Raw genomic sequence first — 15,803 nt, forward strand, 5'->3', positions numbered from 1 at the left:
AACCGTGGCTGAGCTTCTGCAAATCCTGCGCACAGCAAGCGCACACAAGCGCGCCGGCGTCGCTGCCGTCGGCGCTGCTGCTGTCGTGTTCGGCATCGCCCAGACCACCGGCACGTTGGCTGCCGAGCAAGACGACGTCGAGGCCACGACCTCGCAGATCGCGAGTCAGAACTTCTTCCCGACGCCCCTGCCCGCGTCCATCTCGTGTTCAGAGAGTGGAAGTCTCGGCTTCCACAACGCGAACGTGTCGTGGCCGAGCGCCGGAGCCGGCATGAAGTACCGCGTCACCTTGTGGAACGAGGCGATGACGTCCGTTGAACGCGGACCGTCCTTCCAGGACGGCACCGGGTGGTCGCTGAGCGTGAACTACAACCTCGCCTGGAACAATTACGTCCTCACCGTCGAAACGGTGAACGTCGCCAGCGACACCACGGACGCCACGCGCCTCGTGTCGTCGGGACACCGACGGATCACGGTCGGCTCCAACGGCCAACGCAATGCCAGTTGCCAGGGTGGTGCCGGCGTGAAGGCGAACGCGACCTGGGAGGACAGCGCATCGTGGACTCCTGCGGAGCCGCAGGTCTTCGGCCGCTCCAGTGTCGGTCCTGAAAGAGAACTCGCGCGGCAGACACCGTCCCCTTCGGTTGGCAAGACGCCGGATGCGGAGACCGAAGAATCAACGACGACGTCTGCCCCTGAGCCCTCTGAGACATCGGTTGCTCCGACCACATCAGAAAGGCCGACGTCGGAGAAGCCGAAGGAGGATTCAGAGGAGTCCACCACCTCATCCGCAGCCCCTTCGAGTCCGTCGGCGTCGAAGTCCGCCGCGGAGCCAATCGTCACCGTAGGAGTAGTCGCGGGCTCGACATCGAAGTTCGTGGTCAGCCACGACGGCGTCGAGCAGTGCCGAGGAGACAAGGACCCGACTGACGTCGTAAGCGTTCGCGGCAACGAGGTCGCTCTCACCGCAAGTGATGGTGCGGTCAAGAAGGTCGACTCGGACACGTGCAAGACGTCGTGACCTGACGGGACAGCGCTGACGACGCGTCCGGACCCCGTCCGGACGCGTTTCTGCGTCTTCTGCCGAGTCATCGCTGAGGCACGAGTAGAGAGATGATTGTCCGATCTCAACGGTACGATGCCCCACATGCTGACCCCAGAGAACATCCGACTAGTCCGCTTCCAGCCCACTCGCCTATTCGAGAAGGGCTATCGCGAAGCGGACGTCGACCAGTTCCTGCGCCTCGTGGAGGACGACTTCCGTGAACTGCAACGTCGCGTCGACGGCGGAACCGCCGCGGTCAAGTCGTCGAGCGAATCGGCGGAGACTCGTCGACTAGAACGCACGCTGCTACCCGAGGAGATCCGGGACGCGGCCTTCTCGAAGCCTCCGTTCGGGTCGCGCGGCTACCACGAAGATGAAGTCGACCAGTTCCTCGACGAAGTCGAAGCGACCGTGCGGATTCTCCGCGGCCGTCTGTCTAAGTACGAGGCTCTGTAGTCTCCCTCGACCATCGATGTTTGTCTCGACTTCGCTCGACGGGCAAATGAAGACTTGCTCATGGCAGGCAGATCAGGACTCACGCAGTGCGGGCGAATGAAGACTCGCGCAGTGCGGGGCAGTCAGCGGGAAGTGGGCCGGTCTGCGAGTTCCATCGCCCAGTTGTAGAACTCAGGTCGATGCTTCCGCCTGATTCGAGTCGGGAACCAGGTTGATGCCAATAGGAGGTCGTACAGGCTCAGGTTCCACTCGTCCCACATGATGGCGTTGAACGCGCGCATGATTCGCCACACGCGCAACCGAACCGCCCGGGCTTCGCCTGGCTCAATACCGACATCGAGGAGCAACTCTCGGGCGCTCCGTTGACTGTCACCGGTCCACTCGGTATCAAGGAACGGCTCGAGGAGGCGGGGCCACACGTCCGGCCGATGAACAACCGGGATTCCGTTGCGTTCGGCGAACTCTGCGAGAAGCGGCTCGTCCGCCTTGGCAACGAACAGCGTCTCCCCGTCGACGGTGCGGATCTCGGGTGGACACGACGTCGGATCGACGTCGCGGATCTGCGAAGTGTGGAGAGTCGGGTCTGAAATCACGGACGCCGCTCGAAACGGATAGTGGGCGAACATCATCACGGTGTCTGCGAAGTGGACCTCAGAACGGTCGATCATCCACTCAGGCCGGTGGGCCACCGAGAGCTGTGTTCACGGTCGAGTTCGGCTCATGTGTGCACATGGCCTCGGCGAGCACCACCGCGAGCGACGTGTTGTTCGGGTTCACGATGGTCCGGTTGCCTGCAATGACCTCCGTGGTCACCGCTTGCTTCGTCGCCTGGTCGAGACCCATGAACTCGGTGCACGACATCGTCAGCGCATTCGACGGCGCAGCGACGGTGGGAGTCGACGCCGGAGCGCTCGACGGCGGTGTGCTCGACTCCACCTGGGTCGACGTCGTGACAGACGTGGACGTCGTCGTTGAACTGTCGCCGGCGGCCTTCACCGGTGTCAGGTCGGACTTCGAGCATCCGGCAAGAGCCGCGACCGCTACTCCGACTCCGCAGAGTGCAACGGCAACACGAGGCTTCGTCATGGTCGGCAGCCTACTGCGCAAACCAGACGGCGTGGTGGATGGACGATCATCCGAATGACTTCACTACCCTCACACTATGAGCAACATCAGCTACGAGGTCCGCGATCAGGTGGCGCATGTGCGCCTCAACCGCCCGGAGAAGCACAACGGGCTCACCCTCGACATGCTCGACGACCTCGCCGCAGCAGCCGACCGTGCCGCGAAAGATCGCAGCCTGCGCGCCGTGATCATCTCCGGCGAAGGCGACTCGTTCTGCTCCGGGCTCGACTTCGCCTCCGCAGGCAAGGAACAGGGCCGAATCATGCGGATGCTGGTCCCCAAGAAGACTTCCGCCGCCAACAACTTCCAGAACGCGGGATGGGCGTGGCGCAACGTCCCCGTCCCGGTGATCGCGGTCATCACGGGCCATTGCTACGGCGGCGGGCTGCAGATCGCGCTCGCCGCCGACTTCCGATACGCCTCATCCGACGCCGATCTCTCGATCCTCGAAGCGAAGTGGGGCCTCATCCCCGACATGTCGCTGTCGGCGAGCATCGCGCAGCTCACCAGCATCGACGTCGCGAAGCGCCTGACCATGACGGGCGAGATGTTCAACGCCGAGCAGGCCCTCGACTGGGGTCTGGTGTCCGGAGTGTCCGACGACCCGTTCGCCGACGCCGACGCTCTCATCGAGCAGATCAAGCAGCGGTCGCCCGACGCCGTCGCAGCATCGAAGGCACTGTTCGAAAACACCTGGTACAACGGCTCACGCCTGTCGTTTCCCGTGGAACAAACGCTCCAGGTCCGTCTGCTTCGTGGCAAGAACCACACGATCGCCCGCAACGCCGGACTGAAGAAGGAGAAGCCCTCGTTCGGCGAGCGGCAGATCTGACGCTTCGACTTCGCTCAACGAGCAAAAGAGGACGCCCGCTCAACGAGCAGTAAAGAGGAAGTCCGGTCGACAACCTAATAGGGAGTCCGGTCGACGCGCATGGGCGGGCTGGTCGGATATGGGAAGGTCGAAGGATGCAGGCAGACAGTCGCGGCCGACCCCAGTTGGTCCAGAGCTGGCGGGAGATCGAAGACCGCGACCCCGTGGGCCCGCTGTGGCGAGCAGCGCAGATCTTCCGACTCCTGTCATTCGTGTATGCGCTCGGCTTCCAGATCGCGATCAACGGCGACCTCACCCGGCCCGGCCTCACGTGGACGCTGTTCGGGATCCTGACTGCCGCCAACATCTGGTGGGCGGCGGGCTATCTCGTCGGATTCGGACGACGCCCCTGGTTCGTGGCCGTCGAGGTCGCAGTGTCGGCGGGCATGATGCTGTCGACGTCGTTCGTCACCGACAACGACTGGATCAGCCACAACCAGACCTGGCCGACCACCCTGTGGATGACCAACGCCGCGCTCTCGACTGCCGTCATCGGCGGCACTCTGTGGGGTGCCGCGGCAGCGCTCGCGATCGCGGGCGCCAATTACTACGTGAAAGGCGAGATCTACCTGAACTTCGGCCGCAACGCGACGACGATCCTGCTGGTGTCCGCCGCGGCCGCAGTCGGCATGGCCGCGTCCCGTGCGCGAACCGTGCACGGTGAGCTCGTCTCCGCCATCGCCCTCGCAGCACGCTCAGCCGAACGCGACCGACTGTCCCGCGAAGTGCACGACGGCGTCCTTCAAGTCCTCGCGCTGATGGCCAAGCGCGGGCGGGAGATCGGCGGCGACGCAGCCGAACTCGCCGAACTCGCGGCTGAACAGGAACGCCGACTCCGCGCGCTCATCGCCGACGAACCCGACACGCCCAACGCGCTTGCACCATCGAGCCGTGATCTCGCGGCCGCCCTGCGATCGTCGGTCGCGCACCGTGCCCAGGTGAGCGCCCCCGCCGACCCGGTGACCGTCGACGCCCACATCGCCGACGAACTCCTCGCCGCCGTCGACAACATCCTCGACAACGTCGCGCACCACGCGGGCCCCGGCGCAGAAGCCTTCATCCTCCTCGAAGACCTCGGCGACGAGGTGATCGTCAGCGTCCGCGACGACGGCGTCGGCATCCCCGACGGGCGCCTCGCCGCCGCCGAAGCCGAAGGCCGACTGGGCATCTCGCAGTCGGTGATCGGCAGGGTCGAAGCACTCGGCGGAACGGCACGTCTGGAGTCCGCGCCCGACGCCGGGACAGAATGGGAACTGTCCGCACCGAAACACGACGGGAAGGCCACACCGTGAGCGACCTACGAGTGATGGTCGTCGACGACCACCCGATGTGGCGCGACGGCGTGGCCCGCGACCTCACCGACAACGGGTTCGACGTCGTCGCCACCGCCGACAGCGTCGCCGCGGCTGCGGCCCGCGCGGCCGCCACCCTGCCCGACGTGGTCCTCATGGACATGAATCTCCCCGACGGAACCGGCGCGCAGGCCACCGCCGCCGTTCTCGACGTGCACCCCGCGGCACGCGTTCTGATCCTGTCGGCGTCGGACGAGCGCGACGACGTCCTCGAGGCCATCAAGGCCGGAGCCACCGGGTATCTCGTGAAGAGCGCCCAGCAGTCGGAGTTGATCGCCGCAGTCACGTCCACCGGCGAAGGTCAGCCGGTCTTCACTCCCGGCCTCGCCGGACTTGTTCTCGGCGAGTACCGCCGCATGTCGCAGTCGCCGCAAGCCGACGCACCGGTCCTGACCGGCCGCGAGACCGAGGTACTCCGGCATGTCGCGAAGGGTCTGTCATCGAGGCAGATCGCGACACGACTGGAGATCAGTCCGCGCACCGTCGAGAACCACGTCGGCTCCGCTCTCCGGAAGCTGCAACTCGGCAACCGGGTCGAACTCGCCCGGTACGCCATCGAACACGGACTCGACGCAGACTGACCCACACTCGGCGGGCGGGGGTGCGCACGCGCAAGTGACCAGGGGAAGTGCGTAGTCCTACTCATGTTCTCGCGCCCTATCCGGGCGAGGGTTGAAGGCATGAACCAGACCCCGCAGCCAACGCCCGTCAATCGTCTGTCCAACCAGCTGCCGCCGACCGGTCCGCAGCCCTACCAACCACACGTCCAGTACCAGACCTCCGGCTACACGCCGTATCCCGCCATGGCACCGTTGCCCCCGACCCCGACCATCGGCCAACGACTCTCCGCCGCCGCCGAGAGCGGCCTCATCGGCCGTGTCCTCGCCGGTGTCGGCGTCGCGATCACGCTCTCCGGAATCGTGATGCTCCTCGTCCTCGCCGCACAGGCCGGACTCCTGCGTCCCGAAGCCCGTGTTGCAGGCGGCGGTGTTCTCGCCACCGCACTCACTGCTCTCGGCATCTGGATCGGCCGCACACCCGCCAAGCGCCCCGGCGCCATCGCCATCGTCGCGACCGGCATCGCGGGCCTCCTGTTCGACGTCCTCGCGACCAGCGCGATCTACCACTGGTTGCCTTCCGCCGCGGCGCTCGGAATCGCAGGCGCCATCGCAGGCGGTGGACTCTACATCGCACATCGCTGGGAATCCCAGACCCTCGGCCTGATGGTGTCGATCCCGGTCCTTCTCCTCGCGCCCATCGTCACGCAGGGCATCGACGAGACGCTCGTCGCGTTCATGATCGTGTACGTCGCAGCCACCACCTGGATTCAGGTCGGTCGGGACTGGACAGCCATGTTCCTGGTCAACGCCGCAGCCGTCATCATTCCCGCCGGGATCTATCCCCAGTTCGCCGAGAACCCGTGGGTCGCGGCGTCACTCGCTCTCGCCGGTGTCGCTGTTCTCATCGGTTCCTCCGTCTTCATCGCTCGCACGAGCAGCAACCCTGAGCTCATCGCACTCGCCGCAGCGATCGGCGCGCTGCCCCTGATAACCTCGGTCACCGACCTCGGGGCACCTGCCGCGGCACTTCTCGCCAGTGGTGCGGCCGTGTTCTCCGCCGCCGCCTTCGGCACCGCACGCACCCTGGGACGCGACGTCCGGATCATGTGGCTCATCCCGTCGGGTCTGCTCCTGCTGCTGGCAGCCGGCTATGCGGTCGACACGGCCTACCGCCCCTCGACGATCCTCGCCGCAGCTGTCGTCCTCGCCGGAGCGTCGTTCTACGCCCGTGACCTCGCGCTCCCGATCCGCGTCATCGCCACCGTGTTCGGATCCATCGGCATTCTGATGCTCAACGCTTACGGCGCCGCCGCCCAGGTGTTCGTCCCGACCCTCGACGAACGCTCGACGTACGCATCACTGCTCGTCGGCACCGTCGTCGGCCTGATCACCACCGCACTGCTCACCTGGTCGTGGGCCACCGCGTTCGGAACACACGCTCTCCGCATCACCATGGCCGGCGGCGTCACCGCCCTGTGGCTCATCACCACCGGCAGCCTCAGCGTCGCGCACCTCATCACCGACGACGTCGACGCCGCCTTCCGTGCAGGCCACGCGGCCACCACGATCATCTGGGGTTCGGTCGCCGTCGTCGCACTGCTGAAGGCGCGCCGTCTCGCCGGATCCGACCGGGCAGTGGTCCTCACCGCAGGTCTGGCAGTCATGACCGCAGCGATCGGCAAGCTGTTCCTGTTCGACCTCGCCGCCCTCGACGGCGTGTACCGCGTCATCGCCTTCATCGTCGTGGGTCTCATGCTCCTCGGCCTCGGTGTCTCGTACGCACAGACGTTGGTCGCCTCGGACGACGAGCCCGCCCACGCTTGACCCCGTGCACGACGAACGGGCCGGATCCCTTGTGGGATCCGGCCCGCTTTCGTGTGTTGTTGCGGCGTTTCGACACGCGCCTCCGCTATCGCTCCGGCACGGCTCAACGAGCAGGGAGACGACGCGGACTACTTCTTGAGCTGTCCCATGACGACGCCGCCGGCCAGAGCGATCACTGCGCCGACCAGTGCCAGGTAGAGGCCCGAACCGGCCTTGAAGTCACTGCCGATGGTGAGGAGCGCAAAGCCGGCGCTGAGGAGAGCGAACACGCCGGCGATGATCGGAGCGCGCTTCATGTTGTCGGTGAACTTGCCGATCAGACGGGCGACCGCAATGACGATCAGGACGACCATCGCGATACCCGCGACCCAATGCAGACGCCCCATCGACGCAGACGTGATCTCGTAGATCTCACCGCTGGTCTTGGTGCCCAGTCCGGTGACCGTCGCACCCGAATCCGCCTTCGCGACCATCCACACCATCGGGTAGCTGACCAGGACCAGGACGGCACCGACGATCGAGAGGATCGCTCCGATGGAGAAACCTGTGTATTCGTCGGCCTGCGCCGGAGGTGTGTAGTCGGCCTGGCCGACCGGCTGCTGCGAGTAGTTCGGCACGCCCTGCTGCTGGGGCGGGAGGTTTGCGGGATTCTGCTGCGTCATGCCGGAAACGTAACGCACCCGCACGCAGTCGCGTGCGGGTGCGTCGATCGGATGAATGGACTGGCGACCTACCAGTCGGCCTCGTCGTAGACGACCATGCCGCGGATGTTGTTGCCTTCCAGCATGTCGTCGTAGGCGCGGTTGATGTCCTCGAGGCGGTAGGTCTGGGTGACGAGGTCGGCGAGATTGAGCTGGCCGGACCGGTACTCGTTGAGCAGTTTCGGGATCTGCGTGCGCGGACCCGCACCGCCGAAGATCGCGCCCTGGATCCGCTTCTGCAGCAGAGTCAGCTCGAACAGATTGAGCTTCACGTCCATCGCCGCGTAGTCGCCCATGCCGACCACCACCACCTGGCCGCCCTTCGCCGTCAACGCGGCCGCCGGCGCGATGTACTCGCCCTTCATCTCACCGATCGTCAGAACGACGGTGTTCGCCATCTTTCCCCACGTCAGTTCGTTGACAGCAGGAATCGCCTCCTCCATCGACTCGAAAGTGTGCGTCGCACCGAGCTTCTCGGCCATGTCGCGCTTGAACTTCACCGGGTCGACGGCGACGACGTGCCGCGCACCGGACGCCTTCGCTCCCTGCACCGAGTTGATTCCGACACCACCGATGCCGACGACCACCACCGTGTCGCCGACGCGAGTCCCACCGATCTCCGACGCCGAACCCCAGCCCGTGGCGACGCCGCAGCCGAGGAGAGCCGCCTGCTGGAGCGGGATGTCGTTCTCGACCTTCACCAGCGAAGCCTCGTTCACCGTGATGTACGGCGAGAACGTGCCCAACAGACACATCTGGGTGAGACCTTCACCGTTCTGCGTCACGCGGTGAGTCTTGTCAGAGATCGAGAGCCCGGTCAACAGACCCGCACCCTCGTCACAGATGTTCTGCGCGCCACGCGAGCACGGTTCACAGACGCCGCACGCCGGAATGAACGCGGTGACGACATGGTCGCCCTCGGCGAACCGAGTGACGCCCTCACCGACCTTGACGACGACACCCGCACCTTCGTGGCCGCCGACGACAGGGAACGGTGCAGGCGACTGCCCGGTCCGGAGATGGTGGTCCGAGTGGCAGAGCCCGGATGCGACCAGGCGCACCTGGACTTCCCCGGCGACCGGGTCGCCGAGCTCGACCTCCTCGATCTTCCATTCCTCGTTGACGCCGTGCAGGACTGCGGCTTTCGTCTTCATGCGCACATCACTCTCTTCGTGGAGTAGGTCGTTCGGGCCACACGCCTGACGTGTGACCACGGTCTCATCCTGCCCTCCGAGGGACGTTCCGCGTGAGCATATGTCGAATTACGCCAGCACCGGATCTGCATGCTCTGGCAACTCGACACGCCACGCCGAAATGGAAATCGGCGTGTCGATGCACGTAGCATCCGGGCTGTGACGAACGCCGGAAGCAGTGCCCGACCATCGTCGCCGCAGGCTCCGTTGACGCCCGCAGCGACCGGAAAGTCGGCGGACTACCGGCTCGACCTCGACGGGCTCCGCGGAATCGCGATCTTCCTCGTCGCCGTCTTCCACGTCTGGTTCGGGCGGGTGTCCGGCGGCGTCGACGTGTTCCTCACCCTGTCGGGCTATTTCTTCGTCGCCTCCCTGCTCAAGCACGTCATCACCACCAACCCGTCGGACGTCGGGTGGTCGGTGGCCATCAACCCCTGGCCGAGGCTGTCGCGAATGCTGCGGCGCCTGGTCCCCGCCCTGTTCCTGGTGCTGGCGGCGATCGCCGTCCTGATCTGGTGGTTGATGCCCACCACCAGGTGGGGCCCGCTCAGCCGCGAACTGTTCGCGTCGGCGTTCTACTACCAGAACTATCACCTGGCGTTCGCGTCGCAGGACTACGGCGCAGCCGACTCCGCGATCAGCCCGATGCAGCATCTGTGGTCGATGGCCATGCAGGGTCAGTTCTTCTTCATCACCATCATCTGCGCCCTCGCGCTCGGCGGCCTCCTCAAGCTCGGCGCGCGACGGTGGCCGGCGCTCGGCACGCCCAAGGTCATCACCGGGGTCGTCGGCGGATCGCTCGCGCTCGTCGCACTGGTGTCGTTCGCGTGGGCGAACTACCGCCACGGCATCCACCAGACGTTCAACTACTACGACACCATCGCTCGCCTGTGGGAGCCGATCACCGGCGGCCTGCTCGCGATCTGGATGCCGCGACTGGCGATGCCCCAGTGGCTGCGGTCGGCACTCAGCGTGGTGGCCGTCGCACTCATCGCATCGTCGGGATTCTGGATCGCCGGCGTCGAGGAGTATCCGGCGGCGATGGCCCTCGTGCCCGCCGGTTCGACGCTCCTGCTGATCTGGCTCGGCTCCACGGCGACCGCCCCGTCGCCGGACGCGGGCCTGTCGCCAACCGGGCGCGTGCTCGCGCACCCGCGAATCGTGTGGCTCGGTTCGATCGCGTACGCCCTCTACCTGTGGCACTGGCCGCTGCTGATCTTCTACATGACATGGCGTTTCCAGGACGACGTGTCGTTCCTGGAAGGCACCGGAATCCTGGTGGTCTCCGTCGTCATCGCGTGGTTCACCACCAAATACGTCGAGACTCCCCTGCGTGCCGGACGCGGCGGCGGATTCTCCGCCCGGTACCGCAAGCTCATGGCGATCTTCGTCGTCTGCGTGTCGCTGTTCGCCTTCGCCAGCGCAGGCTACTGGCAGTACCGCGAGTCCAAGCAACAGATCGACACGACCAACCTCGATCCACGCCTCTACCCCGGCGTACGCGCGTTCTTCGACGACGTGCCCGTCCCGGCTGTCGACCCGGTGCCGACCCCCGAGGGCGCCCAAGGCGACTGGCCGCTCAATCACCGCCCCCACTTCTCCAACTTCGGAGATCCGTCCATCCGAATCGGCGTGTACGGAAACAAGCGCGCCAAACGTACGATCGCCGTGGTCGGCGGGTCGCACTCCGAACACTGGATGACCGCGATCGACGTCATCGGCAAACAACGCGGATTCCGTGTCACCACGTACATGAAGGCCGGCTGTGCACTCAGCACCGAAGCCGCCGTCGAGTTCAACGGGCGCATCCTCACCGAATGCAACGACTGGACCGAGCGCGTCATGGCGAAGCTCGCCGAGGACAAACCGGACGTCGTGTTCACCACTGCCACCCGACCCGTCGACGACGGCCGAGGCGACGTGACGCCGCGCGGCTACCTCGACATCTTCGATCAGTTCAAGAAGTCGGGGCAGAAGGTGATCGCCCTCCGCGACACACCGTGGACCCACGGCCCGATGCTGCCCCGAGACTGCATCGCCGCAGGCCGAAGCCCCGAGGTGTGCGGTGTCAGCCGCGACCGTGCGCTGTCGCCGGTGAGCCCCATCGACGCGATCCGAGCCGACTACCCGAACATCACGTTCCTCGACTACAGCGACGGATTCTGCCGTGACGGCTACTGTCCCGCAGTGGTCGGCAACATCCTCGTCTGGCACGACTCACACCACTTGACCACGGCGATCGTCCGCAGCGTGATCCCGTACCTCGACTCCGACTTCGGGCGCGCCACCGGCTGGTGGAAGCCGACGAAGGCGCCCCGCTGACATCAGTCGAACAGACAGCGGACTGACGCGCCGTCGAAGCCCGGTGCCACGAGGACGACGTCGTCGTGGCCGCCGGTCCGGCTGTCGAGCAGCGCCCGGACCGGGGACACCGAACGAACGACGAGCGGATCGTGCCCACCCGGCGGCCGAGTGCTGTGCTCTCCCGCAGTCAGGACCACCGACGCCGCTCCCTCCTGCTCGGCGTCGGTGATCAGGACTGCTGAGCCTCCGGCGAGAAGTGACGCACCGACGGCCAGTGCCGACACGAAGCCCGCGGAGCCGCCGTCGACGTCGAACGTCCGGACCAGCGATGACGCGCCTATTCCGTCCCGGACCGCTGTGGCGATGCCTGCCGCCGCGCGGTCGCCGACGTGGATCACCGCTGTGAGATCCGATGGACCGAGCCCGGCGTCGTCGAGCGCTGCATTTGCGGCACGGAGCGGAAGCAGCGTCCCCGGCCAGTCACCGCTGGTCACCGCCATGCCCGCCACGTGCAAGCCGGGTCGCCGCGTAGTCATGCGACCACGCTAGGCCCACCGTCGGAAGTGCCTATTCGTTCGAATGACGCACAGCGTCGAAAACCGCGCGCGGACGCGACAAGAGTGCCTCTCGGAGGTGATTGCGCACCTTGCTGTAGAGCGAGCAATGTCCGCACGGCGCGACCACACCGGTGGCGGCGACGCCGAACGCGTCGCACAGCATCACGGCGCGTCCGGCGTGGAAGTTCTGCGTGACGATGAGCGCCTCGGCGATCCCGAACTCGGACGCCGCTCGTCTGCATGTCGCAGCCGTGTTGAGCCCCAGCGGGTCGTCGACGATCACCTCGGGCGGCACACCGTGGTCGACGAGATACTCCCGCATCACCGTGACCTCATTGCCTGCATCGTCGGAGTTGTTGCCGGAGTTGAGGATCCGGTCGAGCCGGCCCTGTCGGTACAGATCGACGGCAACGTCGAGTCGAGCCCGCACATATTCACCCGCCTCACGGTCCTCGACCTTCGCACCGAGGACGATGAGAGTTCGCGGCGCGTCATCCGGCAACTCAGTCGGCTCCACCACTCGTCCGCGCGATGCGATCAAGACCCACGACGACGTCGTGATCACCAGAGCCTCTGCCGCGATCACCAAAAACAGGGAGAAGAGGCTGATCCGTCGAGTGAGCACCCGTCTACGGTAGTCACTTCGTCAGACCACGCGACCCCGACGACCGACCCGCAAGAGAATCGAATCCTGTGCCGTATGTCACAATGATTCGCCTGCGTGAGCGCGCAGAGCACCACTCACCCGGAGGCGCACCACCGATGCAGTACATGCCGGTCACGGAATCGATGTTCTTGGTCGCGGAGACTCGCGACCAGCCGATGCACGTCGGCGGACTGCAGTTGTTCGTACCGCGCGAGGGCCAGACCTCGGAGGAACTCGCCGAAGAGATGGCCGCCAGCTTCGCCGCAGCCACCGACGTGGCGCCGATGTTCCTCAAACGACCTGCGACACCCGCCCAGTTCGCCGGATACACGGCATGGTCGTTCGACGACGAGATCGATCCCGACTATCACCTTCGCCGCATCATCCTGCCCCGCCCGGGCGCAGTCCGGGACCTGCTTCGATACGTCTCGCTGAACCACGGCGCGCTGCTCGACCGACGTCGTCCGATGTGGGAGATGCACATCATCGAGGGGCTGGCCGACGGCCGAGTGGCGCTGTACACGAAAGTCCATCACTCCGTCGTGGACGGTGTGACCGCACTCCGACTACTGCAGCGGACGCTGTCGACCGATCCGGCCGACCGGACCGGGACCGCGGTGTGGGACGCACGATTGAAGCGCCGCCGGCCGCCGGTCGAGCGCGAGCCCAAGGGACTGCTCGCTTCGATCACCGGAGCCGCGGGTCAGGTGCTCGACATCGCCGATCAGGTGGTCGGTCTTGCGCCGGCCGCAGCCAAGATCGCGATCGCGGGCGTCACCGACAAGGACTACTTCGCGCCGATGCAGCAGGCACCGCAGACCATCCTGAACGTGCCGATCGGTTCGGCACGACGCTTCGCCGCGCAGGACTGGCCGGTCGAGCGACTCCGCGCAGTCGGCAAAGCGCAGAAGATGACACTGAACGACGTAGTGGTCGCGATGTGCGCGGGTGCGATGCGGACGTACCTCTCCGATCATGACGCACTGCCTGACGAATCACTGGTCGCAGTGATGCCGGTGTCTCTGCACGCCGACGGCGACGACGACGGCAACGCCGTCACCGCGATCTCGGTGCGGATGGCGACGGATCTGGACGACGCGGGTGAGCGTCTCGCGGCGATCAAGGCGTCGACGACCGCAGCCAAGAAGGCGGTCCGCGGACTGCGTCCGCTTCAGGCGCTCGCCCTCGGCGCGGCCACCATCTGGCCACTCGCCTTCAACACTGTCCCGGGATTCGTCGAGTACACACCCACCGGCTTCAACCTGATGATCTCCAACGTCCCCGGACCCGAGGAGCAGTTGTACTGGAACGGCGCACGTCTCGACGGCTGCTACCCGGTGTCGATCCCGATGGAGGGCTTGGCGATGAACATCACCGTCACCACTGTCTCGGGCAAAGCGAACTTCGGCATCATCGGTGCCCGAGCCGAGCTTCCCCGCCTTCAGCGCATCCTCGATCACCTCGAAACCACGCTGACCGAGCTCGAGGCCCTTCCGCCCGCCTGACTCACGTTCCCGGAGGAGAGAGCGCAAAAACATCTCGGCCACCGCGATGGATCGCGGTGGCCGAGGTGTTTCCACTGAGGGATCGATCACGCAGCTGCGGGAGCCTCTTCGGCTGCTGCGGGCGCATCGTCAGCCGCAGGCGCTTCATCAGCGGCCGGAGCCTCGACATCCGCAGGCGCCTCAGCGGCCGGCGCATCCACCGGAGCCTCGACGACCGGGGCCTCGGTCACAGGCGCCTCGACAGCAGGCTCCTCGACGACGGGTGCCTCGACGACGGGAGCTTCGACAGCAGGCGTCTCGACGGCCGGAGCCTCAACGACAGGCGTCTCGACTGCGGGCGTCTCGACGGCAGGCTCAGCCTTCTTGTCGGCGACGACAGCAGTGGTCGGGGCCGGCGCGGTGTCAGCCTTCGGCTTGAAGAGGTCCGACTCGAACTTCGGGCCCTCCGGCGTCATGACGATGCGGAACAGGTCATCCGAGAACTTCGGAATGATGTTGCCGCCGAGCAGGTCCATGACCGACTTCGGGATCGGAAGCTTGATACCCATGGCCTCCTGGACCGCACTGAAGTCCGAGAGGACCTTGAGCGGGTTGCCCAGGGCGAGCGACAGCGGGTTCTTGATCGCGTAGACGACCGGGCCCTCACCCTCCTGCGACTTCTGGAAGATGAAGAGAATGCTGGTGCAGGACGAGACGTTCTTGCCGGTCGTCGGATCGGTGACCTGCGCGGTGCCGTAGACGGCGGTGCAGATCGTCTGCGCCTTTCCGGTGAAGCCGTCGTGCTCACCGGATGCGGCGGCGATGCCGCCCAGAGCGGTGGCCGAGGCATTCTGACCGAGGCCCACCGCCAACGCGATGCCGCCGGGGAGCGCCTTGGCGTTGGCCTTCGCATCTCCGATGCCTGCAGCAAGGGCGAAGCCGCCCAGGTTGGCGTGCGCCAGACCCGTGCCGCCGAGGCCGCCGATGCCGATGGCGCCACTCAGGACGTAGTCGGCGATGGCCGTTCCGGTGCCGCCCGCACCGATGGCGGAGGTGAAGCCGCTGCCGGAGATCGTGGCGTTGCCGGGGTAGATGAGCATCGGGTTGCCGCCACCGAGGTCCAGTGGAATGGTGATCGCCTTGTTCATGTCACCCAGGTGAATGCCCAGGTTCGGCGCGATCAGACCGAGAATCGTGTCCACGCCCTTGGCGATGACGGAGGGAGCAGCCGTCGAGCAGTCGGTGGACCAGTACTGCGACGAGTCGCCCTTGATCGGGTCGCCGGGATTGCAGCTGTAGGAGGGAAGGTCGGGATTTCCCTCGGCGGCGTGAGCGGGAGCAGGCATCAGCCCACCCGCAGCCAGGGTCAGGGAGGCGAAGCCCGCCACCAGTGACCTGCGAATTGTCGACTTCTTCACGTCAACTCTTTCTCTGGAGTTCCTGTCCGGAACACGGATGTCGTGCATACAGGGGACACGACCTGACCCGACAGTAACTTCTGTGATTCGGGTTATGCCCACGGCGTGGGTATGCCCCGAGTCACACGGCATGAATCATTCGTTCACAGGACGGATTTGTGCCCGAGAGCACAGTGACAGCCCCACTTGATCGATTGATCAACAACGATTGCTGGTCCAACGTCCGAACTTGGCGGCATCATTACTCGCGAGTAACATTCTCTCCAG

The 15,803-nt window shown here is 65.9% G+C and carries 14 protein-coding genes and 2 pseudogenes; 9 read left to right on the top strand and 7 right to left on the bottom strand.

Annotation, left to right across the window (positions count from 1 at the left end; genetic code table 11):
- Positions 1-4: 4 nt before the first annotated feature.
- The 3 genes and pseudogenes from WFK36_RS20790 to WFK36_RS22800 form a co-directional block, all read left to right on the top strand.
- Entirely contained in the window at positions 5-1,021 is a 1,017-nt protein-coding gene (locus WFK36_RS20790; RefSeq protein WP_336793975.1) for a hypothetical protein, read from the top strand.
- Between the two features lie 126 nt (positions 1,022-1,147).
- A pseudogene (locus WFK36_RS22795) lies at positions 1,148-1,249 on the top strand (DivIVA domain-containing protein); the annotation flags it as partial.
- Positions 1,247-1,471, top strand: a pseudogene (locus WFK36_RS22800) (DivIVA domain-containing protein); the annotation flags it as partial. The pseudogenes WFK36_RS22795 and WFK36_RS22800, both read left to right, overlap by 3 nt.
- A gap of 152 nt (positions 1,472-1,623) precedes the next feature.
- Here WFK36_RS22800 and WFK36_RS20800 read toward each other — a convergent pair.
- Together WFK36_RS20800 and WFK36_RS20805 are read right to left on the bottom strand one after the other, a co-directional pair.
- On the bottom strand, positions 1,624-2,169 hold the full coding sequence (locus WFK36_RS20800; RefSeq protein WP_336793977.1) for a hypothetical protein: 546 nt from the start codon (positions 2,167-2,169) through the stop codon (positions 1,624-1,626).
- Positions 2,170-2,173: 4 nt separating this feature from the next.
- The gene (locus WFK36_RS20805) at positions 2,174-2,587 is read right to left on the bottom strand and encodes a hypothetical protein (protein ID WP_336793978.1); all 414 of its coding nucleotides are present in this window, start codon (positions 2,585-2,587) and stop codon (positions 2,174-2,176) included.
- Positions 2,588-2,663: 76 nt separating this feature from the next.
- Between WFK36_RS20805 and WFK36_RS20810 the strand changes: the two genes are divergently transcribed.
- From WFK36_RS20810 to WFK36_RS20825, 4 genes are all read left to right on the top strand, one after another.
- Positions 2,664-3,458: a crotonase/enoyl-CoA hydratase family protein gene (locus WFK36_RS20810; RefSeq protein WP_336793980.1), complete on the top strand. Its 795-nt coding sequence runs from the start codon at positions 2,664-2,666 to the stop codon at positions 3,456-3,458.
- 134 nt (positions 3,459-3,592) lie between these two features.
- Positions 3,593-4,789 carry a MacS family sensor histidine kinase gene (gene macS / locus WFK36_RS20815; protein WP_336793981.1) on the top strand — a complete coding sequence of 399 codons (1,197 nt, stop codon included), beginning with the start codon at positions 3,593-3,595 and terminating at the stop codon, positions 4,787-4,789.
- Positions 4,744-5,430, top strand: coding sequence for a response regulator transcription factor (locus WFK36_RS20820; protein ID WP_336793982.1), 687 nt, complete (start codon positions 4,744-4,746; stop codon positions 5,428-5,430). Before macS ends, WFK36_RS20820 begins: the two co-directional genes overlap by 46 nt.
- A 99-nt stretch (positions 5,431-5,529) precedes the next feature.
- The gene (locus WFK36_RS20825; RefSeq protein WP_336793983.1) at positions 5,530-7,233 is read left to right on the top strand and encodes a DUF2339 domain-containing protein; all 1,704 of its coding nucleotides are present in this window, start codon (positions 5,530-5,532) and stop codon (positions 7,231-7,233) included.
- A 128-nt stretch (positions 7,234-7,361) separates the two neighbouring features.
- On the opposite strand, the gene WFK36_RS20830 is transcribed toward WFK36_RS20825, so the two are convergent.
- Positions 7,362-7,895 carry a hypothetical protein gene (locus WFK36_RS20830; protein WP_336793984.1) on the bottom strand — a complete coding sequence of 178 codons (534 nt, stop codon included), beginning with the start codon at positions 7,893-7,895 and terminating at the stop codon, positions 7,362-7,364.
- 68 nt (positions 7,896-7,963) lie between these two features.
- On the bottom strand, positions 7,964-9,088 hold the full coding sequence (locus WFK36_RS20835; RefSeq protein ID WP_040520484.1) for an NDMA-dependent alcohol dehydrogenase: 1,125 nt from the start codon (positions 9,086-9,088) through the stop codon (positions 7,964-7,966).
- A 198-nt stretch (positions 9,089-9,286) separates the two neighbouring features.
- Here WFK36_RS20835 and WFK36_RS20840 point away from each other — a divergent pair, with 198 nt between their 5' ends.
- Positions 9,287-11,449, top strand: coding sequence for an acyltransferase family protein (locus WFK36_RS20840; protein ID WP_336793986.1), 2,163 nt, complete (start codon positions 9,287-9,289; stop codon positions 11,447-11,449).
- Positions 11,450-11,451: 2 nt separating this feature from the next.
- On the opposite strand, the gene WFK36_RS20845 is transcribed toward WFK36_RS20840, so the two are convergent.
- Both WFK36_RS20845 and WFK36_RS20850 read right to left on the bottom strand, forming a co-directional pair.
- Positions 11,452-11,967, bottom strand: a complete 516-nt coding sequence (locus tag WFK36_RS20845; protein ID WP_336793988.1) for a hypothetical protein — start codon at positions 11,965-11,967, stop codon at positions 11,452-11,454.
- Between the two features lie 31 nt (positions 11,968-11,998).
- Positions 11,999-12,613, bottom strand: a complete 615-nt coding sequence (locus WFK36_RS20850; protein WP_336793989.1) for a SanA/YdcF family protein — start codon at positions 12,611-12,613, stop codon at positions 11,999-12,001.
- 137 nt (positions 12,614-12,750) lie between these two features.
- Between WFK36_RS20850 and WFK36_RS20855 the strand changes: the two genes are divergently transcribed.
- Positions 12,751-14,139: a WS/DGAT/MGAT family O-acyltransferase gene (locus WFK36_RS20855; protein ID WP_336793991.1), complete on the top strand. Its 1,389-nt coding sequence runs from the start codon at positions 12,751-12,753 to the stop codon at positions 14,137-14,139.
- A gap of 86 nt (positions 14,140-14,225) precedes the next feature.
- Here WFK36_RS20855 and WFK36_RS20860 read toward each other — a convergent pair whose 3' ends face one another.
- Positions 14,226-15,536 carry a hypothetical protein gene (locus WFK36_RS20860; RefSeq protein ID WP_336793993.1) on the bottom strand — a complete coding sequence of 437 codons (1,311 nt, stop codon included), beginning with the start codon at positions 15,534-15,536 and terminating at the stop codon, positions 14,226-14,228.
- Between the last annotated feature and the right edge of the window lie 267 nt (positions 15,537-15,803).

Source organism: Gordonia malaquae (assembly GCF_037148075.1).
Taxonomy (GTDB): Bacteria; Actinomycetota; Actinomycetes; order Mycobacteriales; family Mycobacteriaceae; genus Gordonia; species Gordonia malaquae.

Coding starts and splice junctions, on each gene's coding strand:
- WFK36_RS20800 (WP_336793977.1), bottom strand. CDS start 2,169: ATGATCGACCGTTCTGAGGTCCACTTCGCAGACACCGTGATGATGTTC.
- WFK36_RS20805 (WP_336793978.1), bottom strand. CDS start 2,587: ATGACGAAGCCTCGTGTTGCCGTTGCACTCTGCGGAGTCGGAGTAGCG.
- WFK36_RS20810 (WP_336793980.1), top strand. CDS start 2,664: ATGAGCAACATCAGCTACGAGGTCCGCGATCAGGTGGCGCATGTGCGC.
- macS (WP_336793981.1), top strand. CDS start 3,593: ATGCAGGCAGACAGTCGCGGCCGACCCCAGTTGGTCCAGAGCTGGCGG.
- WFK36_RS20820 (WP_336793982.1), top strand. CDS start 4,744: ATGGGAACTGTCCGCACCGAAACACGACGGGAAGGCCACACCGTGAGC.
- WFK36_RS20825 (WP_336793983.1), top strand. CDS start 5,530: ATGAACCAGACCCCGCAGCCAACGCCCGTCAATCGTCTGTCCAACCAG.
- WFK36_RS20830 (WP_336793984.1), bottom strand. CDS start 7,895: ATGACGCAGCAGAATCCCGCAAACCTCCCGCCCCAGCAGCAGGGCGTG.
- WFK36_RS20835 (WP_040520484.1), bottom strand. CDS start 9,088: ATGAAGACGAAAGCCGCAGTCCTGCACGGCGTCAACGAGGAATGGAAG.
- WFK36_RS20845 (WP_336793988.1), bottom strand. CDS start 11,967: ATGACTACGCGGCGACCCGGCTTGCACGTGGCGGGCATGGCGGTGACC.
- WFK36_RS20855 (WP_336793991.1), top strand. CDS start 12,751: ATGCAGTACATGCCGGTCACGGAATCGATGTTCTTGGTCGCGGAGACT.